This is a genomic window from Streptomyces fuscichromogenes, assembly GCF_014645815.1.
Taxonomy (GTDB): domain Bacteria; phylum Actinomycetota; class Actinomycetes; order Streptomycetales; family Streptomycetaceae; genus Streptomyces; species Streptomyces fuscichromogenes.
In genome coordinates this window covers 1-18,677 of record NZ_BMML01000057.1, presented here as the reverse complement: position 1 = coordinate 18,677, position 18,677 = coordinate 1, and the positions used below count along the sequence as shown (strand labels likewise).

At 70.0% G+C, this 18,677-nt stretch carries 19 protein-coding genes and 1 pseudogene; 15 read left to right on the top strand and 5 right to left on the bottom strand.

The features are described from left to right. Positions 1 to 55 precede the first annotated feature (55 nt). Positions 56 to 193 (top strand): annotated as a pseudogene (locus tag IEZ11_RS51755) (IS5 family transposase); the annotation flags it as partial. A 167-nt stretch (positions 194 to 360) separates the two neighbouring features. Next, positions 361 to 1,047, top strand: coding sequence for a hypothetical protein (locus IEZ11_RS49290; RefSeq protein ID WP_189269654.1), 687 nt, complete (start codon positions 361 to 363; stop codon positions 1,045 to 1,047). A gap of 139 nt (positions 1,048 to 1,186) precedes the next feature. On the opposite strand, the gene IEZ11_RS49285 is transcribed toward IEZ11_RS49290, so the two are convergent. The 4 genes from IEZ11_RS49285 to IEZ11_RS49270 all read right to left on the bottom strand — a co-directional run bounded on the left by IEZ11_RS49285 (position 1,187) and on the right by IEZ11_RS49270 (position 3,547). Then, positions 1,187 to 1,642, bottom strand: a complete 456-nt coding sequence (locus IEZ11_RS49285) for a hypothetical protein (RefSeq protein ID WP_189269653.1) — start codon at positions 1,640 to 1,642, stop codon at positions 1,187 to 1,189. Positions 1,643 to 1,797: 155 nt separating this feature from the next. Further along, positions 1,798 to 2,004, bottom strand: coding sequence for a hypothetical protein (locus tag IEZ11_RS49280; protein WP_189269656.1), 207 nt, complete (start codon positions 2,002 to 2,004; stop codon positions 1,798 to 1,800). 362 nt (positions 2,005 to 2,366) lie between these two features. Continuing rightward, a complete protein-coding gene (locus IEZ11_RS49275) occupies positions 2,367 to 3,026 on the bottom strand; it encodes a hypothetical protein (protein WP_229713971.1) in 660 nt (219 codons plus the stop codon). Then, on the bottom strand, positions 3,023 to 3,547 hold the full coding sequence (locus IEZ11_RS49270; protein ID WP_189269652.1) for a hypothetical protein: 525 nt from the start codon (positions 3,545 to 3,547) through the stop codon (positions 3,023 to 3,025). The genes IEZ11_RS49275 and IEZ11_RS49270 overlap by 4 nt, the downstream gene beginning before the upstream one ends. 443 nt (positions 3,548 to 3,990) lie before the next feature. Here IEZ11_RS49270 and IEZ11_RS49265 point away from each other — a divergent pair, with 443 nt between their 5' ends. Further along, positions 3,991 to 5,322, top strand: a complete 1,332-nt coding sequence (locus IEZ11_RS49265) for a hypothetical protein (protein ID WP_189269651.1) — start codon at positions 3,991 to 3,993, stop codon at positions 5,320 to 5,322. 67 nt (positions 5,323 to 5,389) lie between these two features. Here IEZ11_RS49265 and IEZ11_RS49260 read toward each other — a convergent pair whose 3' ends face one another. Further along, positions 5,390 to 6,463, bottom strand: a complete 1,074-nt coding sequence (locus IEZ11_RS49260; RefSeq protein WP_189269650.1) for a PIN domain-containing protein — start codon at positions 6,461 to 6,463, stop codon at positions 5,390 to 5,392. Positions 6,464 to 6,758: 295 nt separating this feature from the next. On the opposite strand from IEZ11_RS49260, the gene IEZ11_RS49255 reads away from it, so the two are divergent. The 12 genes from IEZ11_RS49255 (at position 6,759) to IEZ11_RS49200 (ending at position 18,307) form a co-directional block, all read left to right on the top strand. After that, on the top strand, positions 6,759 to 7,607 hold the full coding sequence (locus IEZ11_RS49255) for a hypothetical protein (RefSeq protein WP_189269649.1): 849 nt from the start codon (positions 6,759 to 6,761) through the stop codon (positions 7,605 to 7,607). A gap of 332 nt (positions 7,608 to 7,939) precedes the next feature. Next, a complete protein-coding gene (locus IEZ11_RS49250; RefSeq protein ID WP_189269648.1) occupies positions 7,940 to 9,019 on the top strand; it encodes a hypothetical protein in 1,080 nt (359 codons plus the stop codon). A gap of 20 nt (positions 9,020 to 9,039) precedes the next feature. Next, the gene (locus IEZ11_RS49245; RefSeq protein WP_189269647.1) at positions 9,040 to 9,984 is read left to right on the top strand and encodes a hypothetical protein; all 945 of its coding nucleotides are present in this window, start codon (positions 9,040 to 9,042) and stop codon (positions 9,982 to 9,984) included. A gap of 212 nt (positions 9,985 to 10,196) precedes the next feature. After that, positions 10,197 to 10,790 (top strand): hypothetical protein, encoded by a 594-nt coding sequence (locus IEZ11_RS49240; protein WP_189269646.1) that lies wholly within the window; start codon positions 10,197 to 10,199, stop codon positions 10,788 to 10,790. Positions 10,791 to 10,992: 202 nt separating this feature from the next. Next, the gene (locus tag IEZ11_RS49235) at positions 10,993 to 11,550 is read left to right on the top strand and encodes a hypothetical protein (protein WP_189269645.1); all 558 of its coding nucleotides are present in this window, start codon (positions 10,993 to 10,995) and stop codon (positions 11,548 to 11,550) included. Positions 11,551 to 11,920: 370 nt separating this feature from the next. Beyond that, complete coding sequence (locus tag IEZ11_RS49230) at positions 11,921 to 14,479, top strand: type II toxin-antitoxin system prevent-host-death family antitoxin (RefSeq protein WP_229713970.1); 2,559 nt, start codon at positions 11,921 to 11,923, stop codon at positions 14,477 to 14,479. Next, positions 14,479 to 15,051, top strand: a complete 573-nt coding sequence (locus IEZ11_RS49225; RefSeq protein ID WP_189269644.1) for a hypothetical protein — start codon at positions 14,479 to 14,481, stop codon at positions 15,049 to 15,051. The genes IEZ11_RS49230 and IEZ11_RS49225 overlap by 1 nt, the downstream gene beginning before the upstream one ends. 51 nt (positions 15,052 to 15,102) lie before the next feature. Further along, entirely contained in the window at positions 15,103 to 15,411 is a 309-nt protein-coding gene (locus IEZ11_RS49220) for a hypothetical protein (protein ID WP_189269643.1), read from the top strand. 220 nt (positions 15,412 to 15,631) lie between these two features. Next, positions 15,632 to 16,027, top strand: coding sequence for a hypothetical protein (locus IEZ11_RS49215; RefSeq protein ID WP_189269642.1), 396 nt, complete (start codon positions 15,632 to 15,634; stop codon positions 16,025 to 16,027). Positions 16,028 to 16,491: 464 nt separating this feature from the next. Then, positions 16,492 to 16,866, top strand: coding sequence for a DUF6354 family protein (locus IEZ11_RS49210; RefSeq protein ID WP_189269641.1), 375 nt, complete (start codon positions 16,492 to 16,494; stop codon positions 16,864 to 16,866). Next, positions 16,863 to 17,372: an AAA family ATPase gene (locus IEZ11_RS49205; protein WP_189269640.1), complete on the top strand. Its 510-nt coding sequence runs from the start codon at positions 16,863 to 16,865 to the stop codon at positions 17,370 to 17,372. Before IEZ11_RS49210 ends, IEZ11_RS49205 begins: the two co-directional genes overlap by 4 nt. Beyond that, entirely contained in the window at positions 17,369 to 18,307 is a 939-nt protein-coding gene (locus IEZ11_RS49200; RefSeq protein ID WP_189269639.1) for a hypothetical protein, read from the top strand. The genes IEZ11_RS49205 and IEZ11_RS49200 overlap by 4 nt, the downstream gene beginning before the upstream one ends. Positions 18,308 to 18,677 lie beyond the last annotated feature (370 nt).

Below are 18,677 nucleotides of genomic sequence, written 5' to 3'. Positions count from 1 at the left end.
CCACCCTGACCTGCACGGTCTGTGTCAGCTCGGGATAACTCGAAGCGCGGAATAGTACGAGACCCTCCCGGCTCACTCCGAAGCCATGATCCACCTCGCCATGACCGACCTCATGACCCGCCGCCTCGCCGGCGAGGCCACCATCTCCTGGCGTGACCCGGCATCGCCGGATCAAATCCGCATCCCGGGATAAAACAACGGGAGGAAACGACCTCTTAGCGCTCCAGTCCCTCGACCCGCTCGGGCATTGCGTGCCTTTCCCGGGTGTCCGCCCGTTGTATGCGACGGTGCGGCCAACCAACGCGCCACCGCGTGCGGAGCCGCGACCACGGGCCGCGTGAGCGAGCCGGAGGGCCACCGATGACCGAGGAGCAACCCACCACCCGCCAAGATGAGGGCCTCGGCGCCATCGTGGTGAACCTCTTGGCTGCCTTCGAGGGCCTCGGTGCTGAGCACCAGGCTCTGACGGGGGAGGAGCGAGAGACCACGGCCACGGAGCGCCGGGGCACCGTACGCCGCATGATTCAGTCCATTACGGAGACGAGCAGCATCCTGGTCCGCGCGGTGAACGAGCTGGCCAAGGTCTACGGGTTGCGTGAGTTCGGCATCGACGGCCAGATGTCGAAGGACGCCGATGGCCGCGCCTACAGTCCCCTTCACACCGCCGGTTCCCCACGTCAGGTGCTCTACGAAGCGGCCATGGACGTCGAAGCAGCTGCGCAGCTGCTGGAGGAGGCGTACAGGCCGACGAAAAAATACCCGGGCCTGGCCACTGCCCGGCGGCCGCGCGAGATGAAGGCTGTCCTGTCTAACCTACGAGGTGCTCTAGGCGGGCTGGGCGCCGAGTTTGTCGCCTGTGGCCTGACGGAAGCCAGTGGGGAATTTGACCCATGCATCGCCTCCCTCGGCGAGCTGGAGACCCGGACGTGCACCGTCGTGCCGGCGCAGGCGCCTGGGCCCACGGCCGACGCGGTGACCGCCGCGATCCTCGCGGATCCGGAGATCGCCCGCGCGGCCGCCGCCGCGCTGCAGCGTAGGACCGCCTGATACGGCCAGCAGGATCCCCGGCTGGAGGACCGCCGCGGCCCGGGCTGATGGGGCCTTCGCCCGGGACGGGAAGAAGCACTCGTCGGCCGGGTGGGGGGCGGCGACCGCCGTCCCCGGAGGACCCGACATCCGCGGCGTGCTACTCCACGTCACACGTGCAGCGCGAGCAGCAGTGGACCGGTGACGGCGCTGTGCGGCAGTAGCCACACAGCGGGCACGTGCGGCACTTCACCTGCGGTGCCGGGGTGCAGACGTCGGCGTGCGCGGCGTACCACGCCTTGGCCTTTGCCTCCGGCCGGTAGCCGGTGCCGTCACCGAGGTCGTCGTGGCCGCACAGCTCGCAACACACGCCGCCGTCGGGCGTGCGGGAGTAGCCCGAGGCTCCGGGGAAGGTCTGCCAGGCGCGCACCAGGTGGGTGCGGGCCGCGGTGAGCGCGTTCCAGCGTTCTTTGCTGCCGGGGACCAGTGCGGCGGCGGTGTGGAGTTCGGCGGCTCCGTGGCGCAGCAGGGTCCGGACCTGCGGGAGGCGTTCGGTGTCGCGTGCCGCCTGCTCGACGACGGGCGCGAGGTCGGCGAGTTCCCCGGGGGGCGTCAAGACCTAGCTGCTGGGCGAGGAGCTGGACTCCGGGGACGCCGTCGGGGATCGGGCGGATGGTGAAGTCTTCTCCTGCCCACGAGGTGGTGTGCTCCTTCGTGGCGGTCGGGCTGTACACCACGGTGAACGTCATCGGTGGTCGTCCTTTCAAGTGGTCATCGTCGTACGGGCCGTACGGATTGCAGGGCTGCGGCGGTGAGCCCGATGACGGCGCACAGGGCCCGCGGGTCGTCGCGCAGTTCGTACAGGACGGTGATCGCCCGTTCCCGGCCGGCCGCGCCGTGCCGCGCGTTCTCGAAGACGGCCTGCAGAGCGGCACGGGCCCGGGCGGTCGCCGTGATCTGGGCTTCGGCGTCCGTCATCGCCTCGGCCGGGCTGATGCCGAACGTGTTGTTCAGGACGCCGGCGGTGTCGAGGGGTGGTGAGCGCGTCGGGGGTGCCGGGCAGGAGCCGGTCCAGGTCGACCGTGCCGGTGATGGTGCGGGCTGCGGCGGGGGCGTCGGTATCCACGATGACGAGGAGGCACATCTGTGCGATGTGGGTGATGCAGTGCACGCCGAACTCCTGCACTTGGGGGAGGAAGACCGGCAGGCCGTCCGAGAGGCGGGCGTCCGGTTCGAGCTGGGCCTCGGAGTACTGCGCCGCGCGGCGGCTGACGGTCATACACGGCCTTCGTGGTCGTTGTGGCGGTGGGTCCGGCATGGACGGTGGTAGGGCGGCGGCGTCACACCGGGGCCTTCTTCGCGTCGGGGAGAGCCGCGAGCGGGGACCGGCGGCCCCTGGGGGTCGCACGGACCGCGGCCCAGTCGATCCGGCGGCTACGGGACAGCCGGTCGAGGTCGCCTTGGCGGTAGAGCAGGACGAGGTCCTTCCAGTACGAGCGTGCGGTGTCCGCGTGGACCAGGAGCCCGGCGCGCACCAGGTGCTCGAAGTCGGCCGCCCGGATCCCGAGGACGTCCGCTGCGGCGTCCCGGGTGTGGAGCTGACCGGCGGCCGAGGCCCGGGCGACTTCCTGCCGGTCCAGTCCGCGCTCAAGAGTGAGCCCGCAGTACAGGGGGTGGCCTTTGTAGTCGCCGACGACGGGCAGGTGGCCGCGGCGGGCGAGTTCGGCGGCCGTGCCCGGGTGGACAGTGGCCGCGAGGAAGCGCTCGGCGAGGTGCATCTCGGCGCGTTCGGCGCCGAGGTCGGGCAACGAGCCGACGGCGTCCTTGATGGCGTCGATGCGGGTGGCGGCGTCCTCGAAGACTGCCGCGGACCAGCGGCCGCCGGGTGCGTCGGGCCCGGGGATGAGCTGGAGGCGCTGGGCGCGCTCGAACTGGGGGAGGCTCAAGCCCGCGCGGTCGGGGAACTGCAGGGGCCCGTAGGAGGAGAGTTCGGTGGTCATCGTGCCTCCAGATATGAGGTGATGTACGGGTCCCCGCCTGCGTCCGCCCGGTCTTCGGCGTCGTCCTGCGGGTCGTCGTCGTAGTACTTGTCGTCGCGCCAGTCGTACGGCTCGCTGCCCTCGTAGGCCATGTCCGCCCTGTATTCGGCCTCCGCCTCGGCGTCCTCGGCGGCCCGTTCCTGCGGGGTGAGCGCGGCCCGGCGCGCGTCTTCGGCAGCCCGCCGGGCCTGGTCCTGAGCGATGAGGTATCCGGCCCACACGAGGACGGCTGCGCCGGGCTCCCAGCTGCACCAGCCCCAGCTGCCGTCGAGGTTCTGGTGGCCGGCCTCACGCCTGCAGCGGCCGCCGTCGATGGGATGGGCCAGGCCCCTGCAGACGAGGACGAGTTCCGTCGAGGGCCGACGTACAGCCGTGGCGGGTGCGCGGCGCAGTTCCGCGAGAACGTCGGGGAAACGCCGGCCGCTGGCGCGGGCGATCTCCCGGGCCTGGCGCTTGAGGTGGTCGTTGCCTGATTTGGTCACGGTCGTCTCCACACAGCGGGACCCCACGCTTCCCGCCGGACGTCGCGTGATCAGGGAACGCAGCCGGACGGACGGGTCTTCGGGCGGTGCTCTGCGCGGGACCCTGGTGCGGTCCTTGTCCGGCGGCGCTGCCCCGGCGGCGTGGGCGCGGGGCGGCAGCGGAAACGGCGGTTCGCGGCATGCCGTCTGATGCAAAACCAACATAGCGGCTGGCACTGACAATGGGAGGCCACAGCCGACGAGCTGGGCACCGACGCGACTGGCTGGCCCGGTATGCTCGGGGCGGCGGGCACGACCGCCACTCGCTGAAGGGGACCGCAGCCCACGCTCGGGTTCCCGGTTGTAGGCCAAGACCGTCTTTCGACTCATCGTGCACGCTGACCTCGTCCGCTCTCTGCGTGGCGTGCGCGTGGGGCATGCCGTGCGCCGGGAGAGTGCGAACGATGTCGAAGAAGCCCCGCCGTACCCGGCAGGTACGTGACCGTGAGATCAAACGGTTGGCACGTGAGCGCGGTATCAGCCACACCGCCGCCCTGCGGATCGTGGACGCCGAGCGGGATACCGTCCCCTTGTCGGCCTGGGAGCCTCCGAAGCCGGAGGGTGTCCATGTCTGGGACGAGAAGTGGAACACGCAGAGCACGCCGTTCACCCCGCCGCCTGGGGTGGCGCCGAGGCCGGACCCCTACGGACACGCCCACCCGGTGAGCGCCGGCGCCTACTTGCTGACCTTCACCGTGCCCGACCAGGAGGACGAGATCTACGAGGTGAAGAAGGCGATCGTGTACGCGCACCGCTTTCTCGTTCGTCCCGGCGTGGGCTGGTACCGGGTGGCGGCATCGGTGTACGGGCCGCTCCCGATCACCATGCCGTACACCTCCGGGGCCGAACCGGCCGCCGGGCATGTCACCCTGACGGTGCTGGTGACCCCTTACGCCCGGACCGGGAGCGAGGCGGCCGAGCTGATGGCGTTCATGGACGACTCGGTCCGCGCGGCCAGGACGGCCGTGCTGGACCGGTTCCCGGTGTCCCCCGAGCTGGAGCCGGAATGGTTCCCGGCCGACCCGGAGACGGGCGACGGCATCCGGGAGCGGCTGGAGCCGTCCACCCTGTCGTGGAGGTACCTGCACCCGACGCTCGCCGACTTGGGCCCGGCCTTCGAGGCGTACCCGGAGCGGCTGGTGGACCTCCGGTGCCGGGGATGGCAGCACATCGGGCAGGGCCGCTACCGCGTCGACCAGCAGGAGCAGCGGGGCCTGCCGGAGCGGACCTACGACCAGGTAGCGGCCATCGACGGGCCGCTCAGCGTGGTCGAGCCTCCGAACCCGTACAACGCCGAGGACTTCGTGGCCGCCTTGGAGGCGGCCGGCACCCGGGCGGCGGCCTCGTTGCTGGTCGCTCTTCACCAGCTGGCGGACGAATACGACAAGTGGTTCCAGAAGGCAGGTGAGGTGACGTGCTCGCTGACCGCCGGGGCGGAGGAGTCCTGGCAGAGCGAAACCATGATGGCTCAGGTCCGCACATACGGTGAGGCGCTGGCCGGGCAGAGCGACCGGACCGTCGAGGAGGCCGTCACCGCGCTCCGGGAGGAGCTGGAGGGGTGGACAGGCGTGTCGCAGGCCTACACCGAGGTCGCCGAGAACCTCGCCCGCTTGTTTTCGCGGGCGGCTGACGGAACAGGCGGCTGGAGCGCGCTGGCCGACCCGGAACTCCAGGCTGTGGACTCGCTGCGGGACTGGCTCATGTCGCACTCCAAAGACCGGCCCACCGAAGCGTAGTGCCCGCGCCGGGTGAAGACCGGTGGTGTGCACCGAGTCCTCCGGCCGCCCCGCTGAAGCTGCGTGATCAGTCGTACGCAGCCTGTTGAATCACGGTGCTGGCCCGCCGCGCGGCGGCGGCCACTGCAGGCTCGTCATCGTCCTCGATGGAATGGAAGTCGCTGAAGGACAAGACGGTGAGCGAGTCCTTGCCGAACATCACGCGGACGTCGACGGTGAACGCGACCAGTTCCTCCGTCTCCAGGACGATCCGGCGTGCGAATCCCGTCGCGAGCACCTTCAGGGTCGTGGCGAGTCGTGAGACACCGGCGGCAACGTAGTCGGCCGCGTCGCTCCAGCCGAGGATCTCGACCACCGGCGAGCCGAGCCACTGCTCGAAGTCGACCCACGACGGGAATGAGGCCTCGTCGCCGAGGTCGATGATGCGTGCCTCGAAAGGGCCGGAGGTCACATCGTCCACAACAAACCGGTGCAGCCACCCAACGGTGGACGGCTCCGAAATGCGGGCCCGCAGACGGGCGTCGTCGTGAGCAACGGGGTGCCGCTCGGCGAAGCGGCCCACCACCTTCTTGAGATCGCTGAGGTACTCCACCGTGACACCGGCGTCAGCGACCTCAGCGGCGAGTTCCGGGTGGAGAGTCTCGTTGGGGCCGAAGTCCTTGCTGTTCCTGGTCACGAAGGAGACCGCCTTCGACGCCTCCTGCTGCGCCGCCTCCAGGACGGTCGCCCAGATCGCCGCGTCCCGACTGCCTTCCTTGCCGCTCTCCTTGGCGGGCCGTCGGCGCCGCGCCTCGCGCCACAGTCCCTCTCGGGCGGCTTCCAGGGTCAGCGGGAGGATCTCGAAGGTGCGCTCGTACAGAGCCCTCCAATCGTTCACGTGCCAGTCCACCAGTTCGACGGCGGGCCAGTGTTCGGCGCCGTCGCTCTCGCCGAACTGCATTTTCCACAGCTGGGCGTAGGAGTCGTGTGCCTTGCGCAGGGCTTCTTCGTAGGTCCGCTCGCGCTGCGCAAGGAGTTCGACGAGGACCATCTCCGGCAGCGCGATGCGTTCGGTTCCGCTCTGCCGGAGGGCGTACAGGAGTTCCCAGATCGGGCTGTTGTGCTGCTGGTCGGTCAGCACGCACGTATCGAGGATGATCACTCGCTTCTCCTGGCCGGGAACACGGACTTCGTGGTGCCGGGTGGCCGAAGCCTATCCCCGGATCCGTGACCGGGGTGGGCGCCCGCCCTGTCTCGAACGGTGCGCGAGCGGGAACCGGATTGGAGCAGCTCCGGCGTTGTACGATCTGCGACAGGCAGTCGCGCACGCCACCCGCCGTCACCGGCGCCCACGCCGCCAGGTGATTGTCCGGCCAAGGTCCTCCGGGGCCCGCGTTCTCTCCGTATGCCATCGTCCGGCGGCCGGAGCGTGGGTGGCCGTCAGGAACGAGAAGCAGATGCCCAAGAGGCAGTCCACCTCGGCGCAGAAGGCCCGTCAGCGCCAGGCCAGCGGCGAGGGGAACTACGCCGCGCTCCTGCGCGACGAGCAGGCCGTTTCGCCGACGCGACGCTTCGCGATGTTCACTGCGAGGGGGGCCGTCTGGGACCCGATCACCGCACGTGCTGAACGGCACCTCGCACAGTTCTGGACGGAGGCGCCGAGGCCGTACTGGGAAGAGAAGTTCGGCGAGCTGTGTGTGAAGGCCTTCCCGTGGGCCGCGGCTCCGAACGCGGCGCGGACCGTGATCCTGCACGCGTTCAAGGAGGCGAAGGCCACCTGCCAGACATGCCCGTCGCCGGGGCGCAAGCGGGTGGTGATCGGAAGCACGGAGCACGGCTGCTGGGGCGTGCCTTGGGTCAAGACCTGCTGCGACAACTGCTACTGGGTGCCCCGCAACATCTTCCACGGCCAGCGCTACCAGGTACTGGTCAACGAGTACCGCGAACTGGTCGCGCAGTACGAGGAACCCCGCCCCGCTGCAACCGCCTGCTGTACAGCGATCACGGAGGTGATCTCGGCCGTGAGGGAGCGACTCGTCCAGGAAGGGATGCCCGGGCTGCTGACGAAACTGGAGGAGCTCCGGGAGTCGATGTGGTCGCGCAGCGCGCACTACGACGTCTTCAGCGGGCACGGAGTGGTGCTGGCCGTGGAGCAGGTGTGCACGCCGCTCCTCTTTCCGACCAGGAAGGCAGGCGTCTGGTCGGAGCCGCTGCTGCCGGTGGAGGAGCGGCGGCAGGTCGTTCGGGCCATCGACGGCCTGATGAACGTGCTCGGCGAGGTCGTCGCGGAGGAGCACAGCAACTGACAGCGTGCTGTGGCACCGCCTGACTCGGTAGGTGACGGCGGGGTTGCCGTGGTTGCCGTTCGTGTATCTGTGGCCACCGGTTCCGCGAGCCGGTGGCCGACCGGTAGGCTCTGCGCAGTGGCCGTCGCATCGGCCCAAGCCCGCGCCCTGGCCCATGACCGGGACGCACCACGGCAAAGGTGCCCGCGGGCCCTCGTAGGAGGGTCCGGTCTGTGCAGCATCAGTGCGAGGTGTAAGCAACATCTGACGGCTGTATGGCCGTTGAGCCTTCCGCATGCTGCTCTTCATCACGCGCATCGGATCATGGGCCGGGCGCGGGAAATGAGAGAGCCATGTCCAAGAGCCACGGTCGCAAGAACCGAGCGCGGAACACGAGCCGGTCCCGGGGCGCCGCGTACGCCGCCGCCAACGCCGGCACCCTCCACCAGCACAACAGCGGTCCGTCAAACAAGGACCTCCAGCCCGCCAACCCCGGCGGCTGGGGAGCCGACACCGCGCCGGACATGCGGACCGCGTCCGCGCTGATCGGCGCATGCCTTGAGCGGTGCGCACCGTGCCAGCAGTCCCTGGCGGCGAAGCTCCTCGCCGAGGACCCGATCGTGCTCGCGGTGACGGCCGGATCCGTCTACAGCCTGCTCGCCGCCGACGAGCAGGATGCGGGTTCCCTCGCCTCCGATGCCGGCCAGGTGTTCTTCCGGGCCCTCAAGTCGTCGCCTCCGGGGGACGGCCGCAGCATGGTCCGCTGCGTCGAGCTGCTGAGCAGCGAGGAACGCTCGGCGCTTCTGGAGGACGCGCTGGACCTGTGGACGTTCTTCGGGCACAAGCACCCCGGACTCATGCGCGGCCAGACCACCGGCCCAAGGAGCGCGTCGCCCTTCACCTTCACCGTCCCGGGCAGCGATCCCACGAACGCCGAGCCCGGCACGGTGCTCGACCTCTCGGGTCTCGCTCACCCCGCCCGGTACGGCGTCCGGGCCGACATGACGCTGACCGGGTTCGGCCGCGTCGCCTCGGTCGCGCTGGTCCCGGACCCCGAAAGCCCCAAGGCCGGCTACGACGATCTGCACGAGCGCTTGGCCTGGGAGCCCTACATTCCCGAGGGACTGCCCGAGGAAGATCCGGCGTGGGTGCTGAAGGTCCACGAGAGGCACGGCACCCTGCTCGGCATCGTCCGGCTGCTGGACGCTACCCTCCTGCCCGACATTCCGCAGGAATGGCGGCCCGATGCGTACGACGTCATCCTCTGGAGCGCCCCGGAGCCGACGCCGGTGTCCACCGCGTGGCTGGAGACCGCCCGCGAAGGGGGATCGGCCCTGCTGTACGGGCCGCTCGACCTGGCCCCCGCAACCCCCCTTGCCCCTTCCCGCCTGCTCGCCGTGCACGCGCGCTGCGTGTTCACCGACCGGCTGTGACCAGGACTGGAGAAGACACGATGACGCAGAGGTTCGAGAATGCGGGCCTGGTGCTGGGTCCGGTCGACGGCCGGTCGGCGGGGCTGTGCCGGTTCGCCGGCCGGTCCGGCGCCGAGCAGAACACGACGGCCCTCGCTGTCGTCGACGCGGCCCTGGCCATCGCCGAACAGGTAGAGGGTGTGGAGGACGTCTGGGAGCTGCTGGGGCTGTGGGATGCAGCCCACGTGTGGGGCCACCCGGCGGTTCCCGATGTCGAGCTGTCCCGGTTGAGCGAGGCCAACACGGCGGTGGCAGGCCGCCTGCAGAACCTGCTGGAGCGATTGGCGCCGGAGCAGCTGCGGGAGTTGGGGATCGCGTTGTCGGTGGACCACGACATGGTCGCTCTCGCCCTGGAACTGGTGGAGGAGACGGCGGCCGGCAGGCGTGAGTTTCAGGCGAGCACGATGGCGGAGTTCGAGGCCGAGAACCGGCAGAACGAGGACCGAATCGGCGACGCCGTGGACGTGCTGCTGCTGGACGCCCCCGGCGGCTGGCCGCCGCTGCAGCGTGCCGCACTTACGCTGGCCCTGGTGTGGGATCTCGCCGACCTGATCGCGTATGCAGCAAGGCTGTCGGCGGTGGACGTATTGCCTGCCGCTCTGTTGTGGCAGGCTCCCGGAGCCGACCATATGTGTGCCAGCGCGCGAGTCCCCGTGCCGGGAACCGAGCTGCTGGTGTGGGCCCAGATCGACCCGGAGTCTTTCGACGGGCGCCCGTTGTGGAGCCAGGGCGCGACCGTCGGTCTGTGGCGCTGGTCGCTCGACTGGGAACGCGCGGACGGCTCGAAGGTGTACTACAAGGGCGGCCGTTCCCCGAGCCAGGCCGCCGCACGCTGGGAAGCACAGTGGGCGACGCAGGAACTGCTTAACGACCCGCATCGGGCCAAGAGTCCCATGACGGGCGATCCGCTGATCGTTCCACGCTGACCACGGGGCCGGCGAACCGGTGGCCCGTCGTCTCGTCATGCGCTCGGCGACAAGCCGTACCGGCTCCTTGGTGCATCCCGGAGTACATGCCACCGAGCCGAGCCTCCGCCGCCACGCCCGATTTCGCAAAGTACGTCAGGGAGTCCTGACGGTATTGATATCGTCAGGACTCCCTGACGGCTTCTGGCCGCAGCCGAGTCGAGGAGTGGCGTATGGGCTGGTTGCACACGGACGACGAGAACGGCGCCCATGAGGGATGGGTCGTCGCGGTGCTCTCGGGCGGGGAGGAGGCACCTCATGACACCTTCGAGGATTCGGAAGAGACCTGGAAGCGGCGCGTGAACTGGGCGTGGTCCTACAAGTACGACGGCAACGAAGGGCGACGGCGCGCCCAGGGTCTCCGGGTTGTTTGTGCCTGCGGCTGGCGCGGGCCGCGCCGCCCGGCGGACTTCGCGGACCCCGATGCCTGCGATGAGAGGCTGCAGCGGGAGTGGGTCCGGCACGCCGAGGTCAGCCTGTCCCGCACGCTGCCCGAACGGCTCCAACGGCTGCTCGACGAAGTGGAAGACACGGTCCAAGCACTCAGCTTCCCCCTGCGGCCCGGCGGTGAACTCGACGAGCAGCGCCCTCTCCTCGCCATCTACGCCACTACCCGGCTCCAGAACGGCGCCGAGGAATGGCAGCAGGAGGCCGTGCGTGCAGCCAGGGCGGCGGACTACTCCTGGGACGAAATCGCGCAGGCCCTCATGACGAGCAAGCAGTCCGCACACGAGAAGTTCCGGAAACACGTGCCGGAGAGCCCGTGACGTACCCCGATCTCACCTCGCTGTCAGCGCCTTGGGATACGGTGATCCCATAGGCGAGCTGAACGCCCATCCCGCTGTCGCGCGCCCACGCCGCGCGAGTTTCCGGGAGAAGGTCCTTCGGGATCCAGATCACCGAACAGCTCGATCCTCTTCTCCACCGGCCGACGGCGTGGGTGCAAAGGCCGGTCTCATGGAGACGATCGTGACCAAGCGAAACACCGCCCAGCAGCGCGCGCGGGAGCTGCAGCAGGCCGAGGGAATCGGCTACCACCAAGCTCTGAGCCGGGTCCGCGCAGGCACGCGGATCGAGCACGAGAGCGACCGGAGTGTCACCCTCACCGAGTCGACCCTCATCGTCATCGAGCCGGCCAGTAGCAACCGCTGCATGGCATGCAGCGAGAACATCGACTACGGGCAGTGGCAGCTGAACCTGATCGACGTGAGCACGTACGGCCACTACGACCCTGTCCTCTGCGTCCCCTGCGCCAAGGCCATCGGGAACGCCGTCGCCCACATCCCGTCGACTCCCGCACCGGACCCCAACGACCCACACGAGATCCACTTGCCCGCAGCAACCGCACCTGGTCAGGTCGTGGGCTATCTCTCGCAGGACCGCGTCCACCTGCTGTGCCGACGCCACGTCCCCCAGGCCCCGAACGACTGTGTGCCCGTCACCGGCGAAGGCCTGGAGGGCCTTTTCCGCCCTGGTGGAGGCGGGCGTCGCTGCAGCGTCTGTGACCTCGACGTGCTGATTGGCTGACCTGCTCTTCGAGTGAATCGACGGCCGGCGGATAGCTGCCCGTCGAGATCGGATAGCCGCTCCCGCGACAGATCGCCGTCGGCACCTGGGACAGAGTCTGTGGTGATCTGGTCCGCAGCCCGAAGGGCAGGAGCACGGCAGCGGGCGTTTGGGCCTGCCAGGTCGACGGGTGTGGTCGTCTGCGGATGGTGTGGAGCTGAGGCCGGGACCGGTAGTCCCGGCCTCAGCGCTGTCTGCTTCCGGGCTCGTCAACGTACACACCGCGAAGTCACCAATAGTGAGTGAGATTAGAAAGAAATTTACTGAGTATCGCGTACAAGTGGGTGAACAATGCTATGGTGGCGGGTAGTCAAGTGCTGTAGGAGGGTGAGTGAGTCAGTCGCCGCAGGAAGAGGGTGCGATCAACGCGACCACGGCGCGGAACACGCTGTACGCGCTGGTGAAGCTCGCCGAAGAGGAGGGGCGCACCACTGTGATCACCAAGCACAGGGTGCGCGCTCTCCTTGCCCCGCTGGACAGGTTCCCGGCAGCGCGGAAGACCGAGGCCTTCCCGGCCCACGTGCTGAGCGCGGCGCAGAAGGATTTCGGCGACCTCGTCACGCTGGCGGCTCAGGGCCAGCCGCAGGTGCTCATGCGGAACAGCACCCCCGTTGCGGTCCTGCTCCCGGCCGACCCCTCTCCTGATGTCCTCTCGTCCGACATGGCCGCGCACCCCGGCGCGGCGACCGCAGGAGGTGCGGTGAACAGCCAAGGCCACCAGAACCGCGGCAGTGCGCCGCGCAGGCTCGCCACACTCGGCGACGCCATCGGTTCCGTACTCACCGACGGCCCCGTCGGCGGCCCCACCTTCGGGCTGCCGGGCCTGGACGCCGCTACGGGCGGTCTGCAGCGGGGCAAGCTGACGCTCGTGGCAGCCCGTCCGAGCGTCGGCGGGAGCTTGCTGGGTCTCGCGGCCGCGCGGAAGACCGCGCTCGTCGACCGCTGCACGGTGCTGTACGCCGCGTCGGGACCGAACCGGGACGACATCTTCCGCCGGATCATCGCCGCCGAGGCCGGGGGTGAATACGCGCGTCTGAAGCAGGGCCGCCTTACCGAGCATGAACAGCAGGTCGCCCGTCAACTGGTCCAGGCCGGCGACCTTCTGATGATCGATGACGGCAGTGACCTGACGGCCGAGGACATCAGGGAGACCGCCCCGCACATGGAGGGCCTGGCCCTCGTGGTCGTGGACCGCCTCCAGGCCGCGAACAGCGCCCGCCTGCCGCTGTCCGGAGACCGTCTCCCGGATGCCTCACAGGTTCTGGCGACTCTCGCGCGCACGCTGCACGTGCCGGTGCTCGCCATCGTGGACAGCGACGATTCCGCACTCCTGGGTCTCCTGGACGCCGACGTCACGTTGACGCTTACGCCGACCGAGGACCCTGCCAAGGTCCAGGTGGTGGTCGCGGAGCGCGACTTCGGCACGATCGGCTCGGCGTACCTGCAGCCCGATCTGGTCCACGCCCGCTTCCTCGACGCCGGCGCCGCGCCCCTCGAGCGCGCCGACAGCCCGGCAGGCTCGGGGCGTTCGGCGGCCGCCGGCGGGACGGCGGCACTGGAGTTGGCCGAAGCCGCCCTTCCCTACACGTCCGGCGGACACCAGGGGATCCCCGCAGCCCTCACCCACGAACTGGCGGCATGGCGGACCGCGGTCGCGACCGGCGACCAGGAGGCTCTGAAGGAGATCCTGCCGTCGCTCCTCCGGGCCGCCGCAACGGTAGCGGCGATGCCGGATACCCATGAGGGACACCGCCTCGTCGCCGCGCTGCGCCCCTACGGCACGCCCGTGTCCGCTGACACCACCGCAGGCGCTGGGCAGTCCGCCGCTGCCACTGCTCATGCCCCGGCGGACAACGGACTGGCCCAGGCCGACGTCGCGGAGGACGAGGAAGACAGCAAGGACGGTCTGGCGCCGGGGGATGAGGAGGACGAGCCCAAGGGTCACGTCTTCCCCGCGCTGAAGATCCTCAAGGACGCGGTCGGCCGCTCGAAGATGCACCCGGTCCCGGTCATCCGCAAGGAGCAGCGTGACAGCGGCCCGTGGCCGCTGATCACCGAGCACATGGACGGCGAGCCCCGCTGGGTCCACCCTGACGTCACCGCCACCCGCGTTCCCCACATCCGGGCGAACGGCAAGCGGGTGCGTCGCGACCAGCTCGACGTGCCCGACTCGTTCGGCGAGGGCGTGCTGTGCCTGATCGACCGCAACGGCAGCTTCCCCTCCGCCTGCTCGGCCGTTCCTCTCGCCCCGAACGTACTGAAGCACACTGGCCCGCTCGACGCGTACGACAAGGCCGGCGCCGGCATCTATCTCATCGGCATCCCGGAGTGGACCCGCACCGACATGCCGCACCCCCTGGGGCGGATCATCGACCGTCCCGACGAGGACGGCCGCGTGTGGGTCACCACACCCCACGTCAAGCAGCTGGAGAAACTCGTCCGGGACCGCCACCTCGGCGCCATGCCGACCATTCACGACTCCTGGACCGGGAAGTACAACGAGTCCCTCTTCAAGCCGTTCTACGAGGCCACCCGCAAGGCCAGGACCGAACTCGTCCAGACCGGCGGCGACCCCTACAAGGCATACAAGACCCGGCTGTCCATCGCGCTGCGCCTGCTGTGGCCCAAGCGCCCCTCCCAGAGGTCCCCGTTCTGGCGGCCGGACTGGCGCATGAGCATGGTCGCCGAGGCATCCGTCCGCCACTGGACCGTCGCGTTCAAGGCCGTCCAGGAAGGGCACACGCTCGTCGCGTTGCGCAACGTCGACCAGGCCATCTTCTGGACTCCGCCCGGCACATCGCCGTCCACGTACCGGATCGGCACCGGCTTCGGCGAAGTGAAACGCAAGTTCGTCCAGGCCGGCGAGATCATCCCCGAAGGTGACGACTGATGGCCGGCCCCACAGGCCGCGGCGACTCCCTGGGCGCCGCCCTCAACGACCTCCTGCGCTCCCAGGTCACCCCCCGACACCGGCTGTCGTCGTACAACGCCAAACACTGGCATGCCCAGCTCAGTCAGCTCACCGCGACCCACCGCGGGCAGCAGGCCCTGGCGGACGCCGGGCTCCACGTCACGACCAAGACCCTCATCAACTGGCTGTCCGACTCCGAGTACAACGTCCGCCGCAGCTACCTGGACATCATCCACACCGCGTACGAGAACATCGCCATCGTCCCCGCCGATCCAATTCCCCGCCACATCAAGCGGGGCCAGTACGAGATCAGCGGCGTCGTGAAAACCGGGGACGACGAACGTACGCGCGGCACCGTGGACGCCGCGCCCCTGCGGATCGACGGCAGCCGGGGCAACTGGGACGCGATCGAGGAACTCTGGCTCGCCGGCGAACTCACCGACGACGAGTTCGAGGACCACTTCATCGACGACGTCATCGTCGAAGACATCGGCGAAGGCACCGATGGATGGGAGTTCCCCGGCGCCTCGTACTCCGTCGAAGTCAGGTAGCCGCACACACGACGCAGTCGAACCGCCCTCCGCAGCACGGGAATCCAGATCATGAGCCACGACCCAGAACGGCGGAAGTTACCGCTGATCGCCGTGTACGCAGAGACGGCCGCGAACGCCGAGCAGCGTGTGACCAAGCTGCTCGACGCCGCAGGCGTGAGCCCGTCTGAGGCACACATCCTCATCGCGGACATCCAGGCCGGCGCCGTGGAAGGCGCTCATGGCGAAGTCATCGAGCTGGACACGCAGGCTCCGTCCGGCAGCAGCGAACAGGTCCAGGAGGGCTGGCTTCGAGCTGTCGAGGCGATCGCCGACAGGCTCACCCGCGTCGCCGACCGCACCGTGGCTTCGACAATGTGAGCTGGCCCCGTTCGACCGGTCCGCCGCGGCTTGGTCAATGCAACACCCCTCAGGGTCTGGTGTTGCGACCACCTCTAGAACCCAAGCTGTCAGGCGGGGCCACGAACCGTTGTCAAAGCCACGCACCGTCCGCCGGGCCCGAGAAAAGGCCGCCGTCCTGGAGGTATCGTCGGCCGCGCCGAGCCGGACTCCGCGTTCCTTGGCCACGGCCGTCGACAGCGTGGGGGAGGAGCAAGTACACCGGGTGCTGGAGGCGGCCGAGAGGATCTTCGTGTCCGTGACCGGATACACCAGCTTCGACCGGGACTTGTCGGAGAAGATCCTCATGGTCGTCCTGAAGGCGGTCAGCGCCGAGCAGCAGGAAGGCTACGTACGGCAGTTGGAGGCCTTCGCCGACGCCAACCGTGAACGCCTCGGGCAGTTGTACGGGACATACGGTCCGGGCGCGCCGTTCGCGGACGAGAGCCGCTGCTTTCTAGCGCATCAGCCCGAGAGCCTCGTGGTCTGCGAGCGCCTGGACGCCGCACCGTTGTGGCTGGAGGGCGTCCGGAGCGACGAGTTGGACGCCGAGGTGGTGCTGGACCGCTTCAGCACGTTGTGGCGCTTCGGACTTTGAACACCGGCCCGCGGCGGCCCGCTCAGCCGGACGAGGGCATCGAGGAGAGGACCCGGGCGCGATCGCTCGCCCAGGAAGGTCCGACGGGCCGGTGGCCGGCCTTGCCCACACGCTCTCGCCGGTCCCTTGGCTGACGAGGCGGGTCTGGACCGGCAGCTCTGCACGAGGCCTCGCCGAAAGCGGCACGCCGGGTGGGACCCGGTGGCCGCGTGCTGCTGCGCCGGGTCCGAACTCGCGGAGGGCACGGGTGGCTGCGGGGAGGCCCCCATGGCTCCCCCTCCTTACTCTGCGTAATCTCAGTCCTGAAGAGCAGTGTCGGCCCTGCCAGTGCCTCTAAGCTGCTGCCCAGCGCGACGAGGGAGGCCGGGGGACTGCCGGTGAGTGCCCAGACGCGAACAAGCGGCGGTCGCCCGTATCCGGCGGGCACAGCGAATTCGGGCGCAGGCCCGGGGAAGGCGGGGGGCGTGGGAATCCCGCAGCAGCGCGGACGGACGGTCCAGGAAGGCCAGCTCTACCGCGATCTCGCCCCCGACATGATCGACCGGGACCGCCGGCTGCGGGTCACCGCCATCGAGCCGGACGGCCGCGCGGTCTGCGTCGTCGAGCACGACCTCTACAACAGCGGGCAGCTCGTCGGGCGTGTCACCCGCGTCCACACCGGCAACCTGGCCAACCAGCGCAAGTTCGCGCTGCTGGAAGACGGCCCCAGCACCACCTCCGACCCGCGCTACACCCTGGTGCTCGCCGCCGTGGCCGCCGTACACAGCCCCACTGCCACCCCGCAGGACTACGCCCGCGCCGCCCTGAACGCCCTCGGCCCCGGGGACGGCGCCGCGTGAGCACGTCCGCGCCGCTCCTTGACGAGGCGCGGCGCACCCAGGTGATCCCGGCGGTCGCTGGCGAGGCGTTCGAGCGGGCCGAGGCCCGCTTCGCCGCCGGGCACCGGGGCCGCAACCTGGACCAGGGCCAGCGCACCCTCGCCTGGGTGCTGGCCCTCAGCGACCGGCTGGTCGAGGTCGGGCACCGTGAGCCGGGCACCGGGAGCCACACGGTGCTCGGCCTGCTCGCGGCCGCCGTCCGGGAAGCCGGCGGCACCGTGACCGGCATCGCCTCCTCCGCCACGGGTGCCGCGTATCTCTCGGCTGTCCTGGACGGCACACCCGCGCTCGCGCTGGATACCTGGTGCCGGAGCCGGAGTGCCGAACCCCGCCTGCATCCCGGCGACATGCTCATCGTCACCGGCGCCCGCACGGTGCTGGAGGCATGGCCGGAGCGCGTGCGTCAGCTGGTCGACAAAGCCGCGCATGCCGGGGCCGTGGTCCGGCTGATCGGACAACCGGCATGACGCACGCCCCGCACAAGCCGGGGGAAACGGCTCACGGACCGGGCGACGGAGCCCACGATCGCGGGGACGGGCCCGTTCACGCCGGTCACCTGCGCGCCGTACTGGAGCAACTGCGCACCCTCGTCCCGAAACGGCGCCGCGACTGGGCGTACCCGACCTTCGCCGGCCTGGTCCTCACCCACGGCCGCGATTTCGCCCCAGCCTCCTGGACTGCGGGGACGCACCCGCGGCGGACCGGGGAGTGCTTTGCCGCGGCGCACGAGTGGGCCGACCGGGAGGGCTGGGCCTACTGCGAGGGCTACGCGCTCGCCGCCGACCCGGTCATCGGTGCCTTCGAGCACGCCTGGTGTCTGACACCGGATGGCCGTGTGGCCGACCCGGCCATCCCCGACGGCTGGGTGCTGGCCTACCGGGGACTGCCGCTCACCGCGTCATTCCTGCGCGCCCAGGGCCGGGGCGACGCCGCGGTGATCACCCTGCCACGCGACATGCTCGTCGGGCCGAACGCCGCGGTCCTGCGCGACGGCCTACCGTCTGATGCCCTCGCCACCGATACACGGCTCGCGGCCGGGGACGGCCCGGCCGTCCCCGCTCGGCACCTGCCGACCACACACGCCGGCGACGGCCTTCCCGGCCGCACCGACCGAGAGCCGCTGAGCCCCGCCACCCAGGTGCGGGACCTGCTCACCGCGGCGGGCATCGACTTCGAGGAAACCGTTCACACCGACGGGTCAGGCACCGTGGTCACCGCGTTCCGGCACCCAGCCGGCCGACGCCCTCGGCGGAGCCACGCCGAGAGAGGAGTACCGGTGAGCGCGGACACGCTGCGTGAGCCGCGCGCCGACGTGGTGGTCTCGCTTCGCGCCTGGGGCTGGCGCGAGGGCAGCTACGGCACGGAGTTTTCCCGACCTTCCCGAGCGCCACGTCCCGACTGAGTGGACCCCGAGCAGGGTCTGGGCGACCAAGGGACGCAGCCAGTCCGCCGCAGCCCGGTCCGTGGATCAAGGCCCCCCGGCGGACAGCCTGGCCTGCACCGCCTGTGACCCCCGCTCGGCGACCGCGCGCCGGTGACCTCCGAACTGCGCCGGCCCTCGCCTCACGCTGGCCGAGTTCACCGAGCAGATGACCGGAGCCCCGCGCGGTGCGGCCGAAGACCGTACTGCAGGCCAATTCGACCTGCGTCGCAAGCCCTGAACAACTGCTGTGACCCGCGCGTCTTTTGATGCCCCCTCAACTCGCAACGTGAGGTCCATCACACACCGGCGTGGCGTGTGGGGTACTAGGGGGTGGGGGTGGCTAGGTTCG